Annotated in this window: 10 protein-coding genes; 6 read left to right on the top strand and 4 right to left on the bottom strand. The window is 64.4% G+C overall.

Features of this window, described 5'->3' with window-relative positions; translation table 11 throughout:
* Nucleotides 1-119: 119 nt before the first annotated feature.
* The 4 genes from V2L18_RS21235 to V2L18_RS21220 form a co-directional block, all read right to left on the bottom strand.
* Nucleotides 120-500 carry a hypothetical protein gene (locus tag V2L18_RS21235; protein ID WP_336180350.1) on the bottom strand — a complete coding sequence of 127 codons (381 nt, stop codon included), beginning with the start codon at nucleotides 498-500 and terminating at the stop codon, nucleotides 120-122.
* 139 nt (nucleotides 501-639) lie between these two features.
* Entirely contained in the window at nucleotides 640-993 is a 354-nt protein-coding gene (locus V2L18_RS21230; protein WP_336180349.1) for a hypothetical protein, read from the bottom strand.
* A gap of 204 nt (nucleotides 994-1,197) precedes the next feature.
* The gene (locus tag V2L18_RS21225; protein WP_336180348.1) at nucleotides 1,198-1,617 is read right to left on the bottom strand and encodes a hypothetical protein; all 420 of its coding nucleotides are present in this window, start codon (nucleotides 1,615-1,617) and stop codon (nucleotides 1,198-1,200) included.
* Between the two features lie 219 nt (nucleotides 1,618-1,836).
* Complete coding sequence (locus V2L18_RS21220) at nucleotides 1,837-2,379, bottom strand: peroxiredoxin (protein WP_336180347.1); 543 nt, start codon at nucleotides 2,377-2,379, stop codon at nucleotides 1,837-1,839.
* 308 nt (nucleotides 2,380-2,687) lie between these two features.
* Between V2L18_RS21220 and V2L18_RS21215 the strand changes: the two genes are divergently transcribed.
* The 6 genes from V2L18_RS21215 (at nucleotide 2,688) to V2L18_RS21190 (ending at nucleotide 16,934) form a co-directional block, all read left to right on the top strand.
* Nucleotides 2,688-4,163 (top strand): sigma-54 dependent transcriptional regulator, encoded by a 1,476-nt coding sequence (locus V2L18_RS21215; RefSeq protein ID WP_336180346.1) that lies wholly within the window; start codon nucleotides 2,688-2,690, stop codon nucleotides 4,161-4,163.
* A 182-nt stretch (nucleotides 4,164-4,345) separates the two neighbouring features.
* The gene (locus V2L18_RS21210; protein ID WP_336180345.1) at nucleotides 4,346-9,862 is read left to right on the top strand and encodes an alpha-2-macroglobulin family protein; all 5,517 of its coding nucleotides are present in this window, start codon (nucleotides 4,346-4,348) and stop codon (nucleotides 9,860-9,862) included.
* A gap of 9 nt (nucleotides 9,863-9,871) precedes the next feature.
* Nucleotides 9,872-12,016, top strand: coding sequence for a penicillin-binding protein 1C (pbpC, locus tag V2L18_RS21205; protein ID WP_336180344.1), 2,145 nt, complete (start codon nucleotides 9,872-9,874; stop codon nucleotides 12,014-12,016).
* Between the two features lie 371 nt (nucleotides 12,017-12,387).
* Entirely contained in the window at nucleotides 12,388-13,662 is a 1,275-nt protein-coding gene (locus V2L18_RS21200) for a porin (protein WP_336180343.1), read from the top strand.
* A gap of 464 nt (nucleotides 13,663-14,126) precedes the next feature.
* Nucleotides 14,127-15,317, top strand: a complete 1,191-nt coding sequence (locus tag V2L18_RS21195) for a porin (RefSeq protein WP_336180342.1) — start codon at nucleotides 14,127-14,129, stop codon at nucleotides 15,315-15,317.
* Between the two features lie 414 nt (nucleotides 15,318-15,731).
* Nucleotides 15,732-16,934, top strand: a complete 1,203-nt coding sequence (locus V2L18_RS21190) for a porin (RefSeq protein ID WP_336180341.1) — start codon at nucleotides 15,732-15,734, stop codon at nucleotides 16,932-16,934.
* Nucleotides 16,935-17,066 lie beyond the last annotated feature (132 nt).

The following is a 17,066-nucleotide window of genomic DNA, read 5'->3' as shown; positions in this document are numbered from 1 at the left end:
CTTGCCCGTTTTCCGGCCGGGCAGATCCACCCGGCCGGAAGGGAGCCGCGACGGCGTCAGCACCGCGCCGACCGATCCTGCCTGTCGTCTCGAGCGCTCCGGTCCTGCCGGCGACCGGCCTAAAGCGAGCCTTCCCTCGACACGGGCGGCGAGATCGATATGCCCTTCGAGGAACCGGTGCTGTCTTCGCCGATGATCGTGTCTTCGAACATGAAGAAATAGAGATCGAGCACGTTGGAGACGGTCGAGGAAATCGTGTAGCGCCGGGTGATGCCGCTCTGCTCGGAATTGAACAGGAGCTCGTTGTCGGGCGAGGCTTGCTGGCTCGCGCCGAAGATGTCCGGCGCCTTGTTGGCCTTGATGTCCGCCGCCCAGGACGTCCCGGTCACGCTGTCAGCGGTCGGGCTGACCGAAATCGGCGCAAGCGCGTGCTGATCTCCGCCATTCAGGACGATCTTGACGTTGGTCGGAGTGGCATTGATGAAGTAAGCTTTTCCCATTGAAATTCTCTCCGTTTTCTGATTTTAAAGGTTATTGATTTTATCATCTGCATTTTGCAGCAAGTTATTAGATGAATAAATCGGGTATTCGGGGTCTGTATTAATTAGGCCGGAGCCGGTCATCGTTCTCGTGGCATCCCTAGGCTGTGCCGGTGTCGGGATACACCGTCTGGAGCCAATTCCCGATCTGCGAAAACATGGAAAACCCGGGAAAGACCCAGAGCAGCAGCGCGATATTTGCGCTCGCGGAAGCCGGGTCGGCGAGTGAATTGTAGATCTGTGTCGTGGAGCTGTCCGTGGAGCGCAGGAGCAGGTTGTTGACGTCGCCCCATTCGCCACTGCCCGGGGCACCTGTGACCCGCCGGACGTCGACATTGTAGGGGTAGTAGAAATCCTGAGGATCGGAGGGCTTGAGTGCGGGCAATTGCATGCCGTTCAGGGTCGGAGTGATCTGCGTCGGAGCCCAGTTGATTATGGAAAGGGTGGAACTCATCGGCATTCCCCGGAAAATCGGTGTTTGGAAAATTCGCAGGCAAAAACGGCACGTCTAAAAAGCAGTCCTCGAAAGAGGCGACGAAAAATCGCTTGTCCGAAACGTCGTTGGCGGCTTCAGGCCGTCGCACGAATTGCCGACTTTGCGCGCTCCTGACGTCACGCGCGGGGCCGTCGCTTGGGTTCGTGGATTACGTTACGGTATTTACTGCCGTGCGGTCAACACGGAGGCGAACTGCCGTGTCAGCCGCTGGCGTTCCTCTATGGTTGCCTGGCGGGTCGAAATGCCGGCGGAACTGCCGGTCTGGTCCACGCCGAAGACCTTGTCGCCGAACAGATAGAAGTAGAGGTCAAGGGCGACGCTGGTCTGCGCCTTCAGGTACCAGAACTGCGGCATGCTGGATCCGGTGGAAATGCGGATGAGGATGTTCTCCCCGCCGCCGGGGCCCGTGCCGGCGCCGAAGACGTTGGGGCCCTTGTTCGCGGAGATCGGATAAGCGGCGCCGGGCAGGGTCACGGAGGGCGCGGGCGGCGCCATCGCACCGACTTGTGCGTTGGTATCGTTGGCGTTGAGGTTCAGCGCCGTCGTGAAGGGAGTGGCATTGAGGAAAAGCACATTTGCCATGCAACGGCGCACGCCCCGCGCTGAAAACGATTTCTGAAATGGTCCTTGACCGTGGATCCCGGTCGGATTTGGCGATCCTAGTCGGATTTCGCCTTGGATGCCATGTGACGGGCGACGCCGGGCGGAAGGGGCGTTGACCGACGGCATCCGGACAAGAGAAAACCCCGGGCCTTTCGACCCGGGGTTTCGAGATTGCCGCTTGCGCCGGCGCAGTCGCGATCAGGCCGCTTCCGTCTTCGGCTGGCGCAGGTTTTCCAGGATGTTCTGCGGAGAGGACACGCCATAGGGGTCCGTCTCGCAGTTGTCGGAATAGCCTTCTTCCACGAACCACTGCTCGACCTTGCCGTCATTGACGACGGCCGCATAGCGCCAGGAGCGCATGCCGAAGCCGAGGTTGTCCTTGTTGACCAGCATGCCCATCTTGCGGGTGAACTCGCCGGAACCGTCCGGGATCACCTTCACGTTCTTGATGCCCTGTGCCTTCGCCCAGGCGTTCATCACGAAGGCGTCGTTGACGGCGACGCAATAGATCTCGTCGATGCCTTCGGCCTGGAACTCCGGATAGAGCTTCTCGAAATCGGGAAGCTGGTAGGTGGAGCAGGTCGGCGTGAAGGCGCCGGGCAGGGAGAAGAGCACGACGCGCTTGCCGGCGAAATAGTCGGCCGTGGTCTTGTCTTCCCAGCGGAACGGGTTGGGCCCCTCAACGGACTCGTCACGCACGCGCGTGTGAAAGGTCACGTCGGGAAGCTTCTGGGCAAACATGGGTGTGGGCTCCTTCTTTTTAAGTAGATTAATTCTCAAGTGCGGTCTGGACCCGAATTTGGGACCAAGAGCCTGCCAGGTCAAGCGCGACTCTTTTGCAATGCACCGTAAGAATGGTCATGTCGTGGCAATGGGTTGCGATGACGTAACGGTACAATGTGTGCAAGTGCGAAGGTTGTGGGCGGACCGTCGCGATATTGGCATTAGTTTCAATTTCGGCATCGGTCTTAAGCTTTGCAAAATGGGATTCGCGTAGGAGGCGCAAAGGGCGTCGGTGCACGCCATGGCGGGACGGCCGGGAGACGACAATGAGTGAAGTGGAATTCGGCAAGCCGCCCGTTCTCGTGGTGGGCGGGCTCGTCGCCCCGGGGACACGGACGGACGCGTTGCGAGACGCCGGTATCGCGGTAGAGGCGGTGCCCGACGGCGCGGCCGCGCTGGCGCTGATGGAGCGTGACGCCCGGCGCGTGCTTCTCATAGCTGAAGATCTCGCCGACATGCCCGGTACCACGCTGATGCGGACGCTTTCGGAACGCAACGTGTCGCACACCTCGGTGCTGGTCTTGAAGCCGGGCGGGGTGGTTGATGGCGCGCGGGTGCGCGGCGCCTACGATTTCCTGGTCGAGCCGGTCGACGACCTCAGGCTGGTGACGGCCCTGAACAATGCGCGCGAGCGCGCCGTCCTTCATGCCGCAGTTGAGGATCTCAGCCCCGACATGGGGCCGGCCGGCTACTTCGGCTTCATCGGCCGCTCGGTGGTGATGCGGTCTGTCTACCGGATGGTGGAAAGCGTGGCGCGCTCGCGCGCGACGGTGTTCATCACCGGCGAGCCGGGCACCGGCAAGGAGGTCTGCGCTGAAGCGATCCACAAGGCCGGCCCGCGTGCGCAGGCGCCGTTCGTCGTCCTCGATTGCGCCAGCCTGCCGGCCGACCGGCAGGAGGCGGAGATCTTCGGTCATGCGCCTGAGGCGGTCACGGATACCGCCTTCGGGCTGTGCGGCGCGGCCGCCAGCGCCGATGGCGGGACGCTTTTCGTTCGCGATATCAGTGCGCTCCATCCCGAGCTTCAGGTGAAATTCCTGCATTTCCTGCAAACCGGTCTGATCACGCCCTGTGGCGGCGGACGGGAGCGTGCGGTGGACGTGCGGGTGATCTGTGCTTCTGACCGCGATCCGATGCAGGAAGTGGTGGCCGGACGGTTCCGCGAGGATCTTTTCTACCGGCTGCACATCCTGCCGATCCATCTGCCTCCCTTGCGCGACCGCGAGGGTGATGCGGTGGAGATCGCCGCGCGCATGCTGCGCGAGGCGGCGGCGGAAGCGGGCAAGCGCTTTCGTGGCCTTGCGCCCGAGGCGCGCGCGTTCATCGCGGATTACGCCTGGCCCGGCAACGTGCGCGAGCTGCAAAGCGTCGTTCACGCCATCGTGGATGCCTTCGACGGCGATCTCCTGACGGCGGACATGTTGCCGGCACCGATCCGGGGCGAGACCGGGGGCGAGGCAGCGTCCGACGCCATCGCCGTGGGGACGGGCAGCGGCAACGCGGAGACGCGGGCCGCGGCCACAGACGGGGCGGCCCTGTCATCAGATGCGGGCGGATACAGCCAGGGCGAAGGTACGGTCGGCCTCGTCGTCGGGCTGACGCTTGCGGAAATGGAGCGCCGTTTCATCGAGGCGACCATCGAGGCCTGCGACGGATCGCTGCCGCGCGCGGCGCGCATGCTGGGGGTTTCGCCCTCCACGCTCTATCGCAAGCGCGAGAGCTGGGGGGAGGAGCAGGACTGAACCGGCCAGTCGCCCGAGCCAGCCAGTCGCCTGTCCTATAGCCGCTTGAAACGTGGCAACCGCCTTGCTTTTTTCACATCAGGCGTCTTCACTCCGTATCGTGGCCACGGGCGCTCGCGTAACACGCGAAGCGTTCGCGCGCCCATCGTCGAACCGGATTGAACCGATCGGGAGAGAACGTCATGCGTGGCGCAAAATTGCGGCGGATCGCGGCCTGTGCGGTCGTGATGGGAGCCATGGCGGCGACCGGCGCTATGTTCACGTTCTCCGAGGAAGCGGCGGCAGCCGAGCGGCGGGTCGTTACGGTTCCGGATGCGGATTATTTCGGGGCGGACTATCGCACGGCCAAGGATGTCGATCTGGAGGCCTGCAAGGCCGTCTGTCTCGATGATCCGCAATGCAAGGCCTTCACCTACAACCAGGCCGCCCGCTGGTGCTTTCTGAAGCGCGATTTCGGCGACTTGCGCAGTTTCGCCGGCGCCGTCGCCGGGCGGGTCGTGGAGGTCAAGCCGCAGGCCACGCCCAAGGAGACCGAGGCGCGGCGGGCGGAGCTCGCTTACCTGCCGTCGTCGCTGCGCCAGGAGGCCGACCGTTTTGCGAGAAGCCTCGCCACACGCTACACGCCCGGCTCCCTCGGCCTTGATGTGCTGGTTGCCAATGCCGAAGGCGCCATGTCCGCCGGCCGGCCGGTCGAGGCGGTGACCTTCTTCGGCCGCGCGCTGGTGCTCGCTCCCGATCGTCCGGATCTGTGGCTGTCGGCGGCCAAGGCCGCCAATGCCGCCGATCCCAAGGACTGGCAGCAGAAACAGCGCATGCAGGAGACCGCGACGGCAATGGCCGTCAACGCCTACCTGCACTCAGCCGACGACGATGCTCGCATCCAGGCGCTGGAGGCGCTTGCCGTCTCCGCCAAGGCGCGCCAGCTCTGGAAGCCGGCCATCCGCAGCTATCGCGCGGCACTCGCGATCCGCGAGGACACGCGGCTGCGCGACGATTACGACGCGCTGGTTGCCGAACACGGCTTTCGCATCGTCGAGCATCAGGTGGATTCCGATGCGGCCGAGCCGCGCATCTGCCTGATCTTTTCCGACAAGCTGCAGACGCTGAGGCCGAATCTCGCCGATTTCGTCAAGGTCACCGGCGCGCCGGGTACGTCGGTTTCGGTGGAAGAGGCGCAGATTTGTGTCGACGGCGTGCGCCACGGCGCGCGCTACGAGATCGCTGTGCGTCCCGGCATTCCGGCGGCCGACGGCGAGACGCTGGAAAAGGGTGCGAAGCTCACCGTTTATGTGCGCGATCGGGCGCCGTCGGTACGTTTCATGGGCCGCGCCTACGTGCTGCCGCGCGGCGACGATCCGACCATTCCCGTTGTCACTGTCAACACGAAGGAACTCACCGCCCAGATCTACAGGGTGGGCGACCGTGCGCTCGCCGATCTCGTGCGCGAGGGCAATTTCCTCGACCAGCTCAATTCCTGGCGGGCCGACCAGATGGCCGACGATGTCGGTTCCAAGGTCTGGGAGGGCCGGATCGAGGTCGGTTCTGAACTCAACAAGGACGTGACCACCGCGATCCCGCTCGACGATATCGGTCTCGACCTGAAACCCGGCGCCTATGCGCTGGTGGCCAGGGTGCCGGACGACAAGTCAAACCAGTGGGGGCCGTTCGCAACCCAGTGGTTCATCGTCTCCGATCTCGGGCTGACGGCCTATACGGGCCGTGACGGGCTGCACGTGTTCGTGCGCTCGCTCTCCACCGCCAAGGCGGTCGCGGATGTGAAGGTGACGCTTGTCGCGGCCAACAATGATGTCCTCGGCAGCGCGGTCACCGATCAGGGCGGGCAGGCGGCCTTCGATCCCGGCCTTGCGCGCGGGACCGGCGGCAATCGTCCGGCGGTGCTCAACGCGGAGGTCAAGGGCGGCGACTATGCCTTTCTCGATCTCACCAAGGCGCCGTTCGACCTGACCGACCGCGGCGTCGACGGCCGGCCGGCGCCGGGGCCGATGGATGTCTTTGCCTATACCGAGCGCGGTGTCTATCGCCCCGGCGCGACCGTTCATTCGGTGGCGCTGGCGCGCGACGACAAGGCCAAGGCGCAGCCGGACGTGCCGCTGACGTTCGTCTTCTCCCGCCCCGACGGCGTGGAGCAGCGCCGCGTCGTTGTGCCCGATGCCGGGCTCGGCGGCCATGCGGCCGACCTGAAGCTGCCCGACGGTGCGATGCGGGGCACATGGTCGCTTGCCGTCTATGCCGATCCCAAGGGCGCCGCGCTCGCCGACGTGAGCTTTCTCGTGGAGGATTTCGAGCCGGAACGGGTCGCCTTCGAGCTGGAAACGGATGCGGAGCGGTTCGACCGGGACAAGCCGGCGGAGATTTCGCTGAAGGCCGACTATCTGTACGGCGCTCCGGCGGCCGACATGAAGCTCGAAGGCGAGGTGACGGTGCGCCCGACCCGGGAATGGTCGGCGTTCAAGGGCTACGAATTCGGGCTTGAGGACGAGGAGGCCTATCCGAACACCTCGTCGCTGCCCTCCGGTCTGAAAACCGATGCGCAAGGCAAGCTCGCCTTCGAGCTGCAGCTGCCCGACAGCCCCGTGGACACGCAGCTCGCCGAGGCCGAAGTGGTGGCGCGGCTGGTCGATGCGGGCGGGCGCTACGTGGAGCGTACCCTGAAGCGCGAGGTCAAGCCGGACAGCGCGCGCATCGGCATCCGTCCGCTCTTTGAGGATTCGGTGGAGCAGGGCGGGCCGGCGGAGTTCAACGTCCTTCTCGCGGCGCCCGACGGCACGCAGATGTCCGCCAAGGGGCTCGCCTGGACGCTGTCGAAGATCGAAACCCACTACCAGTGGTTCAAGGCCAACGGATCTTGGCAATACGATGCGGTGAAGACGACGAAGCGGGTTTCGAATGGGACGCTCGATCTCGATGCAAAGGATCCGGGTCGATTGTCGCTGCCGGTCGACTGGGGCCGGTTCCGGCTGGAGATTGCCGGCGGGCCGGACCAGAGCGCGACGAGCGTGGAGTTTTCCGCCGGATGGTACGTCGCCAAGGCGAGCGCGGACACGCCGGACGTGCTGGAGGTCGGCCTCGACAAGGAGCGCTACCGCCCCGGCGAGGTCGCCAAGCTGCGGCTTCAGCCGCGGTTTGCCGGCACGGCGCTGATCGCGGTGATGGCGGACGGGCTGATCGACACCAAGGTCGTGGAGGTGGAGGCCGCGAAGGAGACGAGCGTCGATCTGCCGGTCACCGATGCCTGGGGGCCGGGCGCCTATGTGACCGCCACGCTCTATCGGCCGATGGATATCAAGGCCAAGCGGATGCCGGCGCGCGCGATCGGGCTGACCTGGCTCGATGTCGACCCCGGCAAGCGCGATATCGATGTGGAGCTGACGGCGCCGGAGACGATGCGTCCGAACGGCACGCTGGCGGTGCCGGTGAAGCTCGCCAATCTGGCGCCGGGCGAGGAGGCTTATGTCACCGTCGCGGCGGTGGACGTGGGCATTCTCAATCTCACCCGCTTCGAGCCGCCGGCGCCCGACGAGTGGTATTTCGGTCAGCGCAAGCTCGGCATGGAAATGCGCGATCTCTACGGCCAGCTCATCGACCGCATGGCGGGCACGCGCGGCGCGGTGCGTTCGGGCGGTGACGGCGCGGGCCTTCGCGCCGAAGGTCCGCCGCCGACGCAGAAGCCGCTGGCGCTGTTTTCGGGCGTGGTGAAGGTCGATGAGGACGGGGAGGCGACCGTCGATTTCGACATTCCCGATTTCAACGGCACGGTGAAGGTGATGGCGGTTGCCTGGAGTGCAGCCGGCGTCGGCCATGCGAGCAAGGACGTGATCGTGCGCGACCCGGTCGTCGCCTCCGTCAGCCTGCCGCATTTCCTCAATCCCGGCGACGATTCCCTCATGCTGGTGGAACTCGACAACGTGGAGGGGCCGGCGGGAACCTATCGGCTGTCCTTCACCGAAACGCCTGAAATCGCCATTGCGGCGGCCGATTCCGATCTCACCGTTGAACTGGCGGCGAAGGAGTACAAGGCGGTGCGCGTGCCGATCGAGGGGCGGATCGTCGGGGATGCGGAACTGACCCTCGTCGTCAACGGCCCCGACGGGCCGGTCGCCTCCAAGACGCTGGCGCTCGGCGTGCGCGACCTGACGCCCGACATCACGCGGCGTTCCGTGGTCTCGCTGGTGCCGGGGCAATCGATCTATCTCGGCTCCAGCATGCTCGACGGGCTGCGGCCGGAGGCCACCGAAGTGAGCTTTTCGGCCGGTGCGCTCGCCGGGCTCGATGTGGTGGGGCTGTTGTCCTCGCTCAACCGCTATCCCTACGGTTGCACCGAGCAGCTCACCAGCGTCGCGCTGCCGCTGCTCTATCTGAACAAGGTGGCGGAAGCCGCCGGCATGACGGACGACGCCGCCTTGCGCGCGCGGGTGCAGAAGGCGCTGACGGGCATCCTCTCCAACCAGGCGTCCAACGGCGCCTTCGGTGTGTGGAGCCCGAACGACGACGGACGCAACCTGTGGCTTGATTCTTATGTCGCCGACTTCCTGACCCGGGCGCGGGAGGCCGACTACGACGTGCCGAGCCTCGCCTATACCCAGGCGCTCGACAATCTGGCCAACAGCCTCGCCTATGCCTCCGACTTCCGCAATGGCGGCGAGGACGTGGCCTACGCACTCTACGTGCTGACGCGGGCAGGGCGCTCGTCCATCGGCGATATCCGCTACTATATCGACACCAAGCTCCAGAACTTCGCCACGCCGCTTGCCAGGGCGCAGCTTGGTGCTGCGGCCGCCCTTTACGGCGAGCAGCCGCGGGCCCGCACGGCCTTCGCCTCGGCGGTGGCCGCGATCAAAGAGGAGGCCGGCAAGCCGTGGCACTACCGCGCCGACTATGGCTCTTACCTGCGCGATGCGGCCGGGGTGCTGGCGCTGGCCGCGGATTCGGGAAAGGTCGGCGTCGATCTCAACGATCTTACCCACCGGATCGCGGCGGGCGCCGCCGACCGGGCGCGTCTCAGCACGCAGGAAAAGGCGTGGATGCTGCTGGCCGCCGATGCGCTTTTGAAGACGGACAAGACCGCCGACCTCACGCTTGACGGCGATGCGCTTGAGAGCCCGGCGAGCCGGCTCTACAGCGGCGCGGCGCTGATGAACGCCGCCCTGCAGGTCGCCAATGGCGGCAAGGATCCGGTTGACGTGGCGACGACGGTGACCGGCCCCGCCGCTGGCCCGCTGGCGGCGGCCGGCAACGGCTTCACGCTGACGCGGCAGACCTTTGATCTCGACGGCAAGGAGATCGATGCATCAACCGTTGCGCAGAATCAGCGGATGGTCGTGGTGCTCAAGGTGCAGGCGCTGGATGATCTTTCGGGACGGCTGATGGTGGTGGACCCGCTTCCGGCCGGCTTCGAAATCGACAATCCGCGGCTCGTCAGAAGCGGCGATCTCGGCGGGCTCGACTGGCTGGCGCTCGATGACCAGGCGACCCACACCGAATTCCGCACGGATCGGTTCGTCGCCACCTTCGACCATGACGGATCGGGCTCGCGCAACACCACCTTCGCCTATCTGGTGCGCGCCGTGACACCGGGAAGCTACGCCCGGCCGCCGGCGCAGGTCGAAGACATGTACCGTCCGGACCGCTTCGCGCGCACGGCCACGGAGCGGGTCGAGGTCGTCGGCCCGAACCGGTAGGGTGCCGTCATGGCAGGCCGCATGGGCGCCGGGCGAGACGACGAGGGCGGCAGCGCGGTCGGCACCCGGCCCTGCCATCCGTCTTTTCGCGCGCTCGTGGCGGTGGCGGGCGGCGTCGCGGGGCTCGTCCTGCTTGCGGGCCTCACTTTTTATATAATAGGGCCGCGCCTGATCGGCGATCCAATCCCTATGCCGGACGAGGTGTCGAAATCCGTCGAGGTTCTGGATCGCGACGGGCGGTTGCTGCGGGCCTATGCGGCGGCCGACGAGCGCTGGCGCATGCCTGTTGCGGCCGGTGATGTCGATCCGAAATTCGAGAAGATGCTGCTCGCCTACGAGGACCGGCGCTTCTATCGCCACGGCGGCGTCGATTTCCGCGCCCTGCTGCGCGCGGCCTGGCAAGGGATATCGTCGGGGCGAATCGTCTCCGGCGGCTCCACCTTGACCATGCAGGTCGCCCGGCTGATCGATTGCGGTGGCGAGCGGTCGCTGGCCGGCAAGATCCACCAGATCCTGTGCGCCTGGAAGATCGAGCGGCATCTCTCCAAGAAACAGATTCTCGCGCTCTATCTGCTGAAGGCGCCCTACGGCGGCAATATCGAGGGCGTGCGGGCGGCGACGCTCGCCTATTTCGGCAAGGAGCCGAAACGGCTGACGGCGGCGGAGGCGGCGCTTCTGGTCGCGTTGCCGCAGTCGCCGGAGACACGGCGGCCGGATCGTCATGCCGAGACTGCGAAAGCGGCGCGCGACCGGGTGCTGGCGCGGATGGTTTCCGCCGGCGCGATGGGGGCGGGCGAAGCGGCGGCCGCGCGGCGGGAACGCATGCCCGATCGCCGCAGACCCTTTCCGATGCTGGCCGCCCACGCGGCCGACCGGGCGGTCGCCGCCGATCCCAAGGCGAACGTTCACCATCTCACCATCGATGCTGGGCTTCAGGCGCGTCTGGAGGATCTGGCGCGGGTGCGGGCGGGCCGGCTCGGGCCGAAGCGGTCGCTCGCGATTCTTGCCGTCGACCATGCCACCGGCGAAATCCTCGCCTCCGTCGGCTCTCCGGGCTATCTCGATGAGCGGCGGCAGGGCGCCATCGACATGACGCGGGCGGTGCGCTCGCCCGGCTCCACCTTGAAGCCGCTCATCTATGGGCTCGGCTTCGAGGAGGGACTTGCCGCGCCGCAAAGCCTGATCGAGGACAGGCCGACGACCATTTCCGGCTATGCGCCGAAAAACTTCGATCACGCGTTTCACGGCACCGTCACCGTGCGCGAGGCGCTGGAGCTGTCGCTCAACGTGCCTGCGGTGGCGATGCTGGATGCGGTGGGGCCGGCGCGGCTGATGGCGCGGATGCGAGCGGCCGGCGTTGCGCCGGAATTGCCGGCGGGCGAAGCGCCGGGGCTTGCCATCGGGCTCGGCGGGATCGGCGTCACGCTGCACGATCTGGCCGGCCTTTATTGTGCGATTGCCCGGGGAGGGACATCCGTCGCCTTGCGCGAATCTGCGGACGGGCCGCGTCCGGCGGGCGGTGGCGAGCACGTGCTGAGCCCGCTTGCCGCCTGGTATGTCGGCGACATCCTGGCCGGCACGCCCGCGCCTTCGGCTGCAATCGGCGGCCGCATCGCCTTCAAGACCGGCACGTCCTATGGCTATCGCGACGCATGGGCGGTCGGCTTTGACGGCCATGTGGTGATCGCCGTGTGGACCGGGCGTGCCGATGGGGCGGCGATTGCCGGCGCCACCGGATTCAGGGCGGCAGCCCCCATCCTCTTTGACGCCTTTGCCCGCCTTGGTCGGCCGCTCGCACCTCTTGCCGGGCCGCCTGCGGGCGCGCTCGCGGCGTCCGGGACCGATCTGCCCCTACCTTTGCGCGAAGTGCGGGTGCGGCGCGGGGAGGGCGCGCGCGATGGGCTCGCCATTGATTTTCCGCCCGACGGCGCCGTTCTCGATGTGGAGACCGCAGGCACGCAACGCATCGGCGGCGTGGTGGTGAGGGTGTCGCGCGGACGGCCTCCGTTCTACTTGTTCTCAAATGATCATTTGATCGGCAAGACAGTACATCGACGTCAGTTCCGCTGGGTTCCGGATGGTTCTGGATTCGTGACGCTGTCTGTTCTTGATTCTTCCGGCAAGTCGGCACGTGTTCAGGTCGAGATTCGCTAGGGAATCCGGTATATCTGTCACAGCAACGGGCACTTCCAGTGACTCAAATGAATATTTAAACTGCCTATTTTACTATCGAAACCTTAAGTTTGACGGTCAGTTCGTGTTTTTCGTGCAACACCGTGACCCGAAAGCGGCTTCCTGGGCTTCCGCAACTGCTGATGTCGGTTGAACGGTCGGGCGATCCGGATATGGTGACTTTGCGAACGGCGGGAACGTCGTACCTCTGCTGCTTGATTGTTCGACACCGCGTCAGATGACGCAGCAAACAATGCGAGAAGCAAAATCGCGGGGAAACGGAAGCAGTCGAAACGTTGGGTAAGGGCCCAGACTTCTTCCTTTTGATTTCTATTGGAGGTCAGGTAATGACTATGAAGACCCTCATCCTCGGCGCCGCGGCGGGCACGCTCGCTGTTGCCGGCGCTCAGGCTGCGGACCTGCCGGTTGCTCCGGAGCCGGTCGATTACGTCCGTGTCTGCGACGCTTACGGCGCTGGCTATTTCTACATCCCGGGCACCGAGACCTGCCTGCGTGTCCAGGGCGGCATGCGCGTTGAGTTCCGGTTCCGCGACTTCGCCGACGACAACACGGCTTGGGGCACGCGTGACGGCAACGCCACGACGACCCGCGCTCGTGCCTATGTCCGCTTCGACTCGCGTACCCAGACCGAGTACGGCCTGCTGCGCACCTTCGTCGACCTGTGGTTCACCGGTGATTCCGGCACCGGCACGACGCCGTCCGTGACGCTGTGGAACGGCTTCATCCAGTTCGGTGGCTTCACCTTCGGTCGCGCCGAGTCGTTCTTCGACTTCTACACCGGCGACAACTGGGGCTCGATCGTTCAGCAGGGCTTCTCGGATCACCGCACGAACCTGTTCGCGTACACCTACGGCTTCGGCAACGGCTTCTCCGCCACGCTGTCCGCCGAAGACGCGACCTTCTCGCGCAACGGCATTGCCTATTCGGAAGCTCTTTTCGGCAATCAGAACGGCGATGGCGACAGCACCGACATCTATGACAACTACGGTGGTCATAAGTGGCCGGATCTGGTGGCCAATCTGCGCGTCGACCAGGGTTGGGGTTCGGCCCAGCTGATGGGTGCCGTGCATCAGGTCTATGCCGGCACGGGTACGTGGACGAACAGCTCGGCCGGTACGTCTGGTTCGACGGGGAACGTCATCGACTCCGCAGTCGGTTGGGCGATCGGTGCCGGTGTGACGTTCAATGTGCCGATGATCGCGCCGGGCGACACTATCAGCTTCCAGGGTGCCTACTCGAACGGCGCGGTGCGCTACGTCCACGAGTCGGCTGCCATGGCGGATGCGGCGGCGATCTCCGGAACCAACATCGAGACGACGACCGGTTGGGGCATCGGCGGTGGCTTCACCCACCACTGGACGCCGACCCTGTCGTCTGCTGTGACGGCCAACTACGCCTCGTTCAACAACGACCTCGGCGCCAATCCGGATGCTGATGTCGATCAGTGGGGCGTGCAGGGCAGCCTGGTCTGGTCGCCGGTTTCCGGCTTCCTGATGGGTGTCGAGCTCGAGTACGAGTCGATCGACTACAACGCCACGGGCAACGCGTTTGGCCTGGACGACGACGATACGCTGGTCGGCATCTTCCGCGTTCAGCGCACGTTCTAATCTGATCTGACAAGATCGGATCGAGGGCCCGGCGGAGAAATCCGCCGGGCTTTTTCGTCTTTCAAATGTAATCGGCAGGCAGAATGAGAGCGCGGTCACCCATGCGGCCGCGCTCTTCCGTATTCGATGGGGCGAATGCCTAATCTAAAATGATCATTTCAAACGAAAATACGAGCCGGAAGGGCAGTGAAGACGTTACATTGAATCTGAATGCGCACTTGTTAACTTGGCTAGACGTAGAAATGACGCAATGTAAATATCAGATATACTATAATAAATGACTGAATATTTATTGACGCCAGGTAAGCCGTGTCTTTATTGCAACTATGCCAACCAATGTAACGGTTCGCGGCTGCCTTTGGTCGTTCTTGGATTGCGCGAGAAAATACGTTGAGTATCTTCCGGCTTGCGAGGAGGGGATCTCGCACCTGATGTCCCACCTGCTTTGATATGGAAGCTTACTTATGACCAAGACACTTGTTCTCGCCGCTGCTGCTGCGAGCATGTTCACGATCGCAGGCGCCCAGGCTGCCGATCTTCCGTCCGCTCCGGAGCCGGTCGATTACGTCCGCGTCTGCGACGCCTACGGCGCCGGCTACTTCTACATCCCGGGCACCGAGACCTGCCTGCGCGTCCAGGGCGGCATGCGCGTCGAGCTGCGGTTCCGCGACTTCGCTAGCACCGGCAACAATGACTGGGATAGCCGTGACGACAACAGCACGACGACCCGCGCTCGTGCCTATGTCCGTTTCGACTCGCGCACCCAGACCGAATACGGCCTGCTGCGCACGTTCGTCGACCTGTGGTTCACGCAGGATTCGGGCAGCGACAATCCGTCTGTGACGCTGAAGAACGGCTTCATCCAGTTCGGCGGCTTCACCTTCGGCCGTATCGGCAACAGCTTCTTCGACTTCTACACCGGCGACGCCTGGGGCTCGATCCTCGACCAGGGCTTCTCCGATCACAAGACGACCGCTTTTGCCTACACCTACGGCTTCGGCAACGGCTTCTCCGCCACGCTGTCGGTTGAAGATGCCACCTACTCGCGCGGCATCATCGGCGATGGCACGAAGGACGCCGACGGCGATTTCAACGACTACTTCGGCGGCCACAAGGTGCCGGACTTCGTTGCTAACCTGCGCGTCGACCAGGGTTGGGGTTCTGCTCAGCTGATGGGTGCTCTGCACCAGGTCAACGGCGACAGCACCGTTCGTGACTCCGAGCTCGGCTATGCGATCGGCGCTGGCGTGACCTTCAACGTCCCGATGATCTCTGCTGGCGACACCGTCTCCTTCCAGGCGTCCTACGCCAAGGGTGCGGCTGCCTACGTCTCGTCGAACCTCGACGTTGATGGTGTCGTTGTCGGCAACGACGTCAAGGCCACGACCGCTTGGGGCTTTGGCGGCGGTGTCAAGCACAACTGGACTTCGACCATTTCGTCCGCTCTGACGGCATCCTACGCGACGCTTGAGTCGAAGGGTGGCGATTACGACGTCGACCAGGTTGGCGTTCAGGGCAACCTGGTTTGGTCGCCGGTCTCCGGCTTCCTGATGGGTGTCGAACTCGAGTACCTGAATGAGGACTACGACCGTACCGCCGTCGACGCCGACGACGACGATCTGGTCGGCATGTTCCGCGTCCAGCGCACGTTCTAATCTGATCTCCTGAAGATCGGATACGAGAGCCCGGCGGAGAAATCCGCCGGGCTCTTTGCGTCTGCACTTTCCTCCACGATGTAAATTCTTTGCGCGCCACCATTTCGCCGTAAAGTCTAACGTCGTCTTCTTCGCCCAAATTCATTTCTCATTCGATGCACTGCAAATGGCGGATTGCTGCGTTGCTCGAATATTACGCAGTAACAGAATTGAAAATCCCGTGTGGTAACTTATTACAAGCATCGCCGTGGAAGTCGTGGCCTTCCTGCAACTGTCTTTTCGAATGTTTGTTTTGGACGGTTTCTTCGTGACATCCAGGATTGCATTGGCTGCGCATGGGACTAGGTTGCCCCTAATGAGGCAACGGCGCCCGGTCGCGGCGTCCTCCCTTTCATCAGATGGAAGTCACAACCGATGACAAGAACGCTCGTTTTGGTGGCCGCTGCGGCGAGCCTCGGCGGCATTGCGGGGGCCCAGGCGGCCGATCTGCCCGTCGCTCCCGAGCCTGTCGATTACGTCCGCGTCTGCGATGCTTACGGCGCCGGCTATTTCTACATCCCCGGAACCGAGACCTGCCTGCGCGTTCAGGGCGGCATGCGCGTTGAGTTCCGTTTCCGCGATTTCGCCGATGACAATTCGGCTTGGGGCTCGCGCGAGGGCGATGCGACGACGACGCGGGCGCGTGCCTATGTCCGCTTCGACTCGCGCACCCAGACCGAATACGGCCTGCTGCGCACCTTCGTCGATCTGTGGTTCACGGGGGATTCGAACGGCGACCCCGACAATACGACCGTGACGCTGGAGAACGGGTTCATCCAGTTCGGCGGCTTCACCTTCGGCCGGGTGGCGCACGGCTACTTCGACTTCTACACCGGCGATGCCTGGGGCTCGATCCTCGATCAGGGCTTCTCCGATCACGAGACGAACGTCTTTGCCTACACCTACGGCTTCGGCAACGGCTTTTCCGCTTCGGTGTCGGTCGAAGACGGCACGTTCTCGCGCGGCATCATCGGCAACCGCACGTTCACCACGACCGGCGATCCGAACGACGTTTACGGCGGTCACAAGATGCCGGATCTCGTCGCCAACCTGCGCGTCGATCAGGGCTGGGGCTCGGCCCAGATCATGGGTGCGCTGCATCAGGTCTATGGCGACAGCACGGTTCGCGATTCGGAAATGGGCTGGGCGATCGGCGCCGGCGTCACCTTCAACGCTCCGATGATCTCGGCGGGCGATACGGTGTCCTTCCAGGCGTCTTATTCCAAGGGCGCGGTGGCCTACGTCTCGTCCAACCTGCCCTATGACGGCGTCGTCAAGAACGGCAAGGTCGATGCGACGACGGCCTGGGGCGTCGGTGGCGGCTTCAAGCATCACTGGACCCCGACGATCACGTCCGGCTTCTCCGCCAGCTATGCCGCGCTCGAGGGCTTCAGCACCACCTACGACCTCGACCAGATCGGCGTTCAGGGCAACCTGGCCTGGGAGCCGATCACCGGCTTCCTGATGGGTGTCGAGCTTGAATACCTGAAGACGGACTACGACCGTCAGACCGTCGGCACGAACCTGCTCGACGACGAGGATCTGGTCGGCATGTTCCGCGTTCAGCGCACGTTCTGATCCAAACCTGAAGGTTTGGATACGAGAGCCCGGCGGAGAAATCCGCCGGGCTTTTTCGTGTCGGAAAGCAAGCGCGGAGGGGAAGAGAAGCCGGAGAGGCAGAGGCTGTGCCACGCCCGGCGGAGGCGGGAG

This window comes from Breoghania sp. JC706, from assembly GCF_037026715.1.
GTDB lineage: Bacteria > Pseudomonadota > Alphaproteobacteria > Rhizobiales > Stappiaceae > Breoghania.
This window is presented reverse-complemented; position numbering and strand designations above follow the sequence as displayed.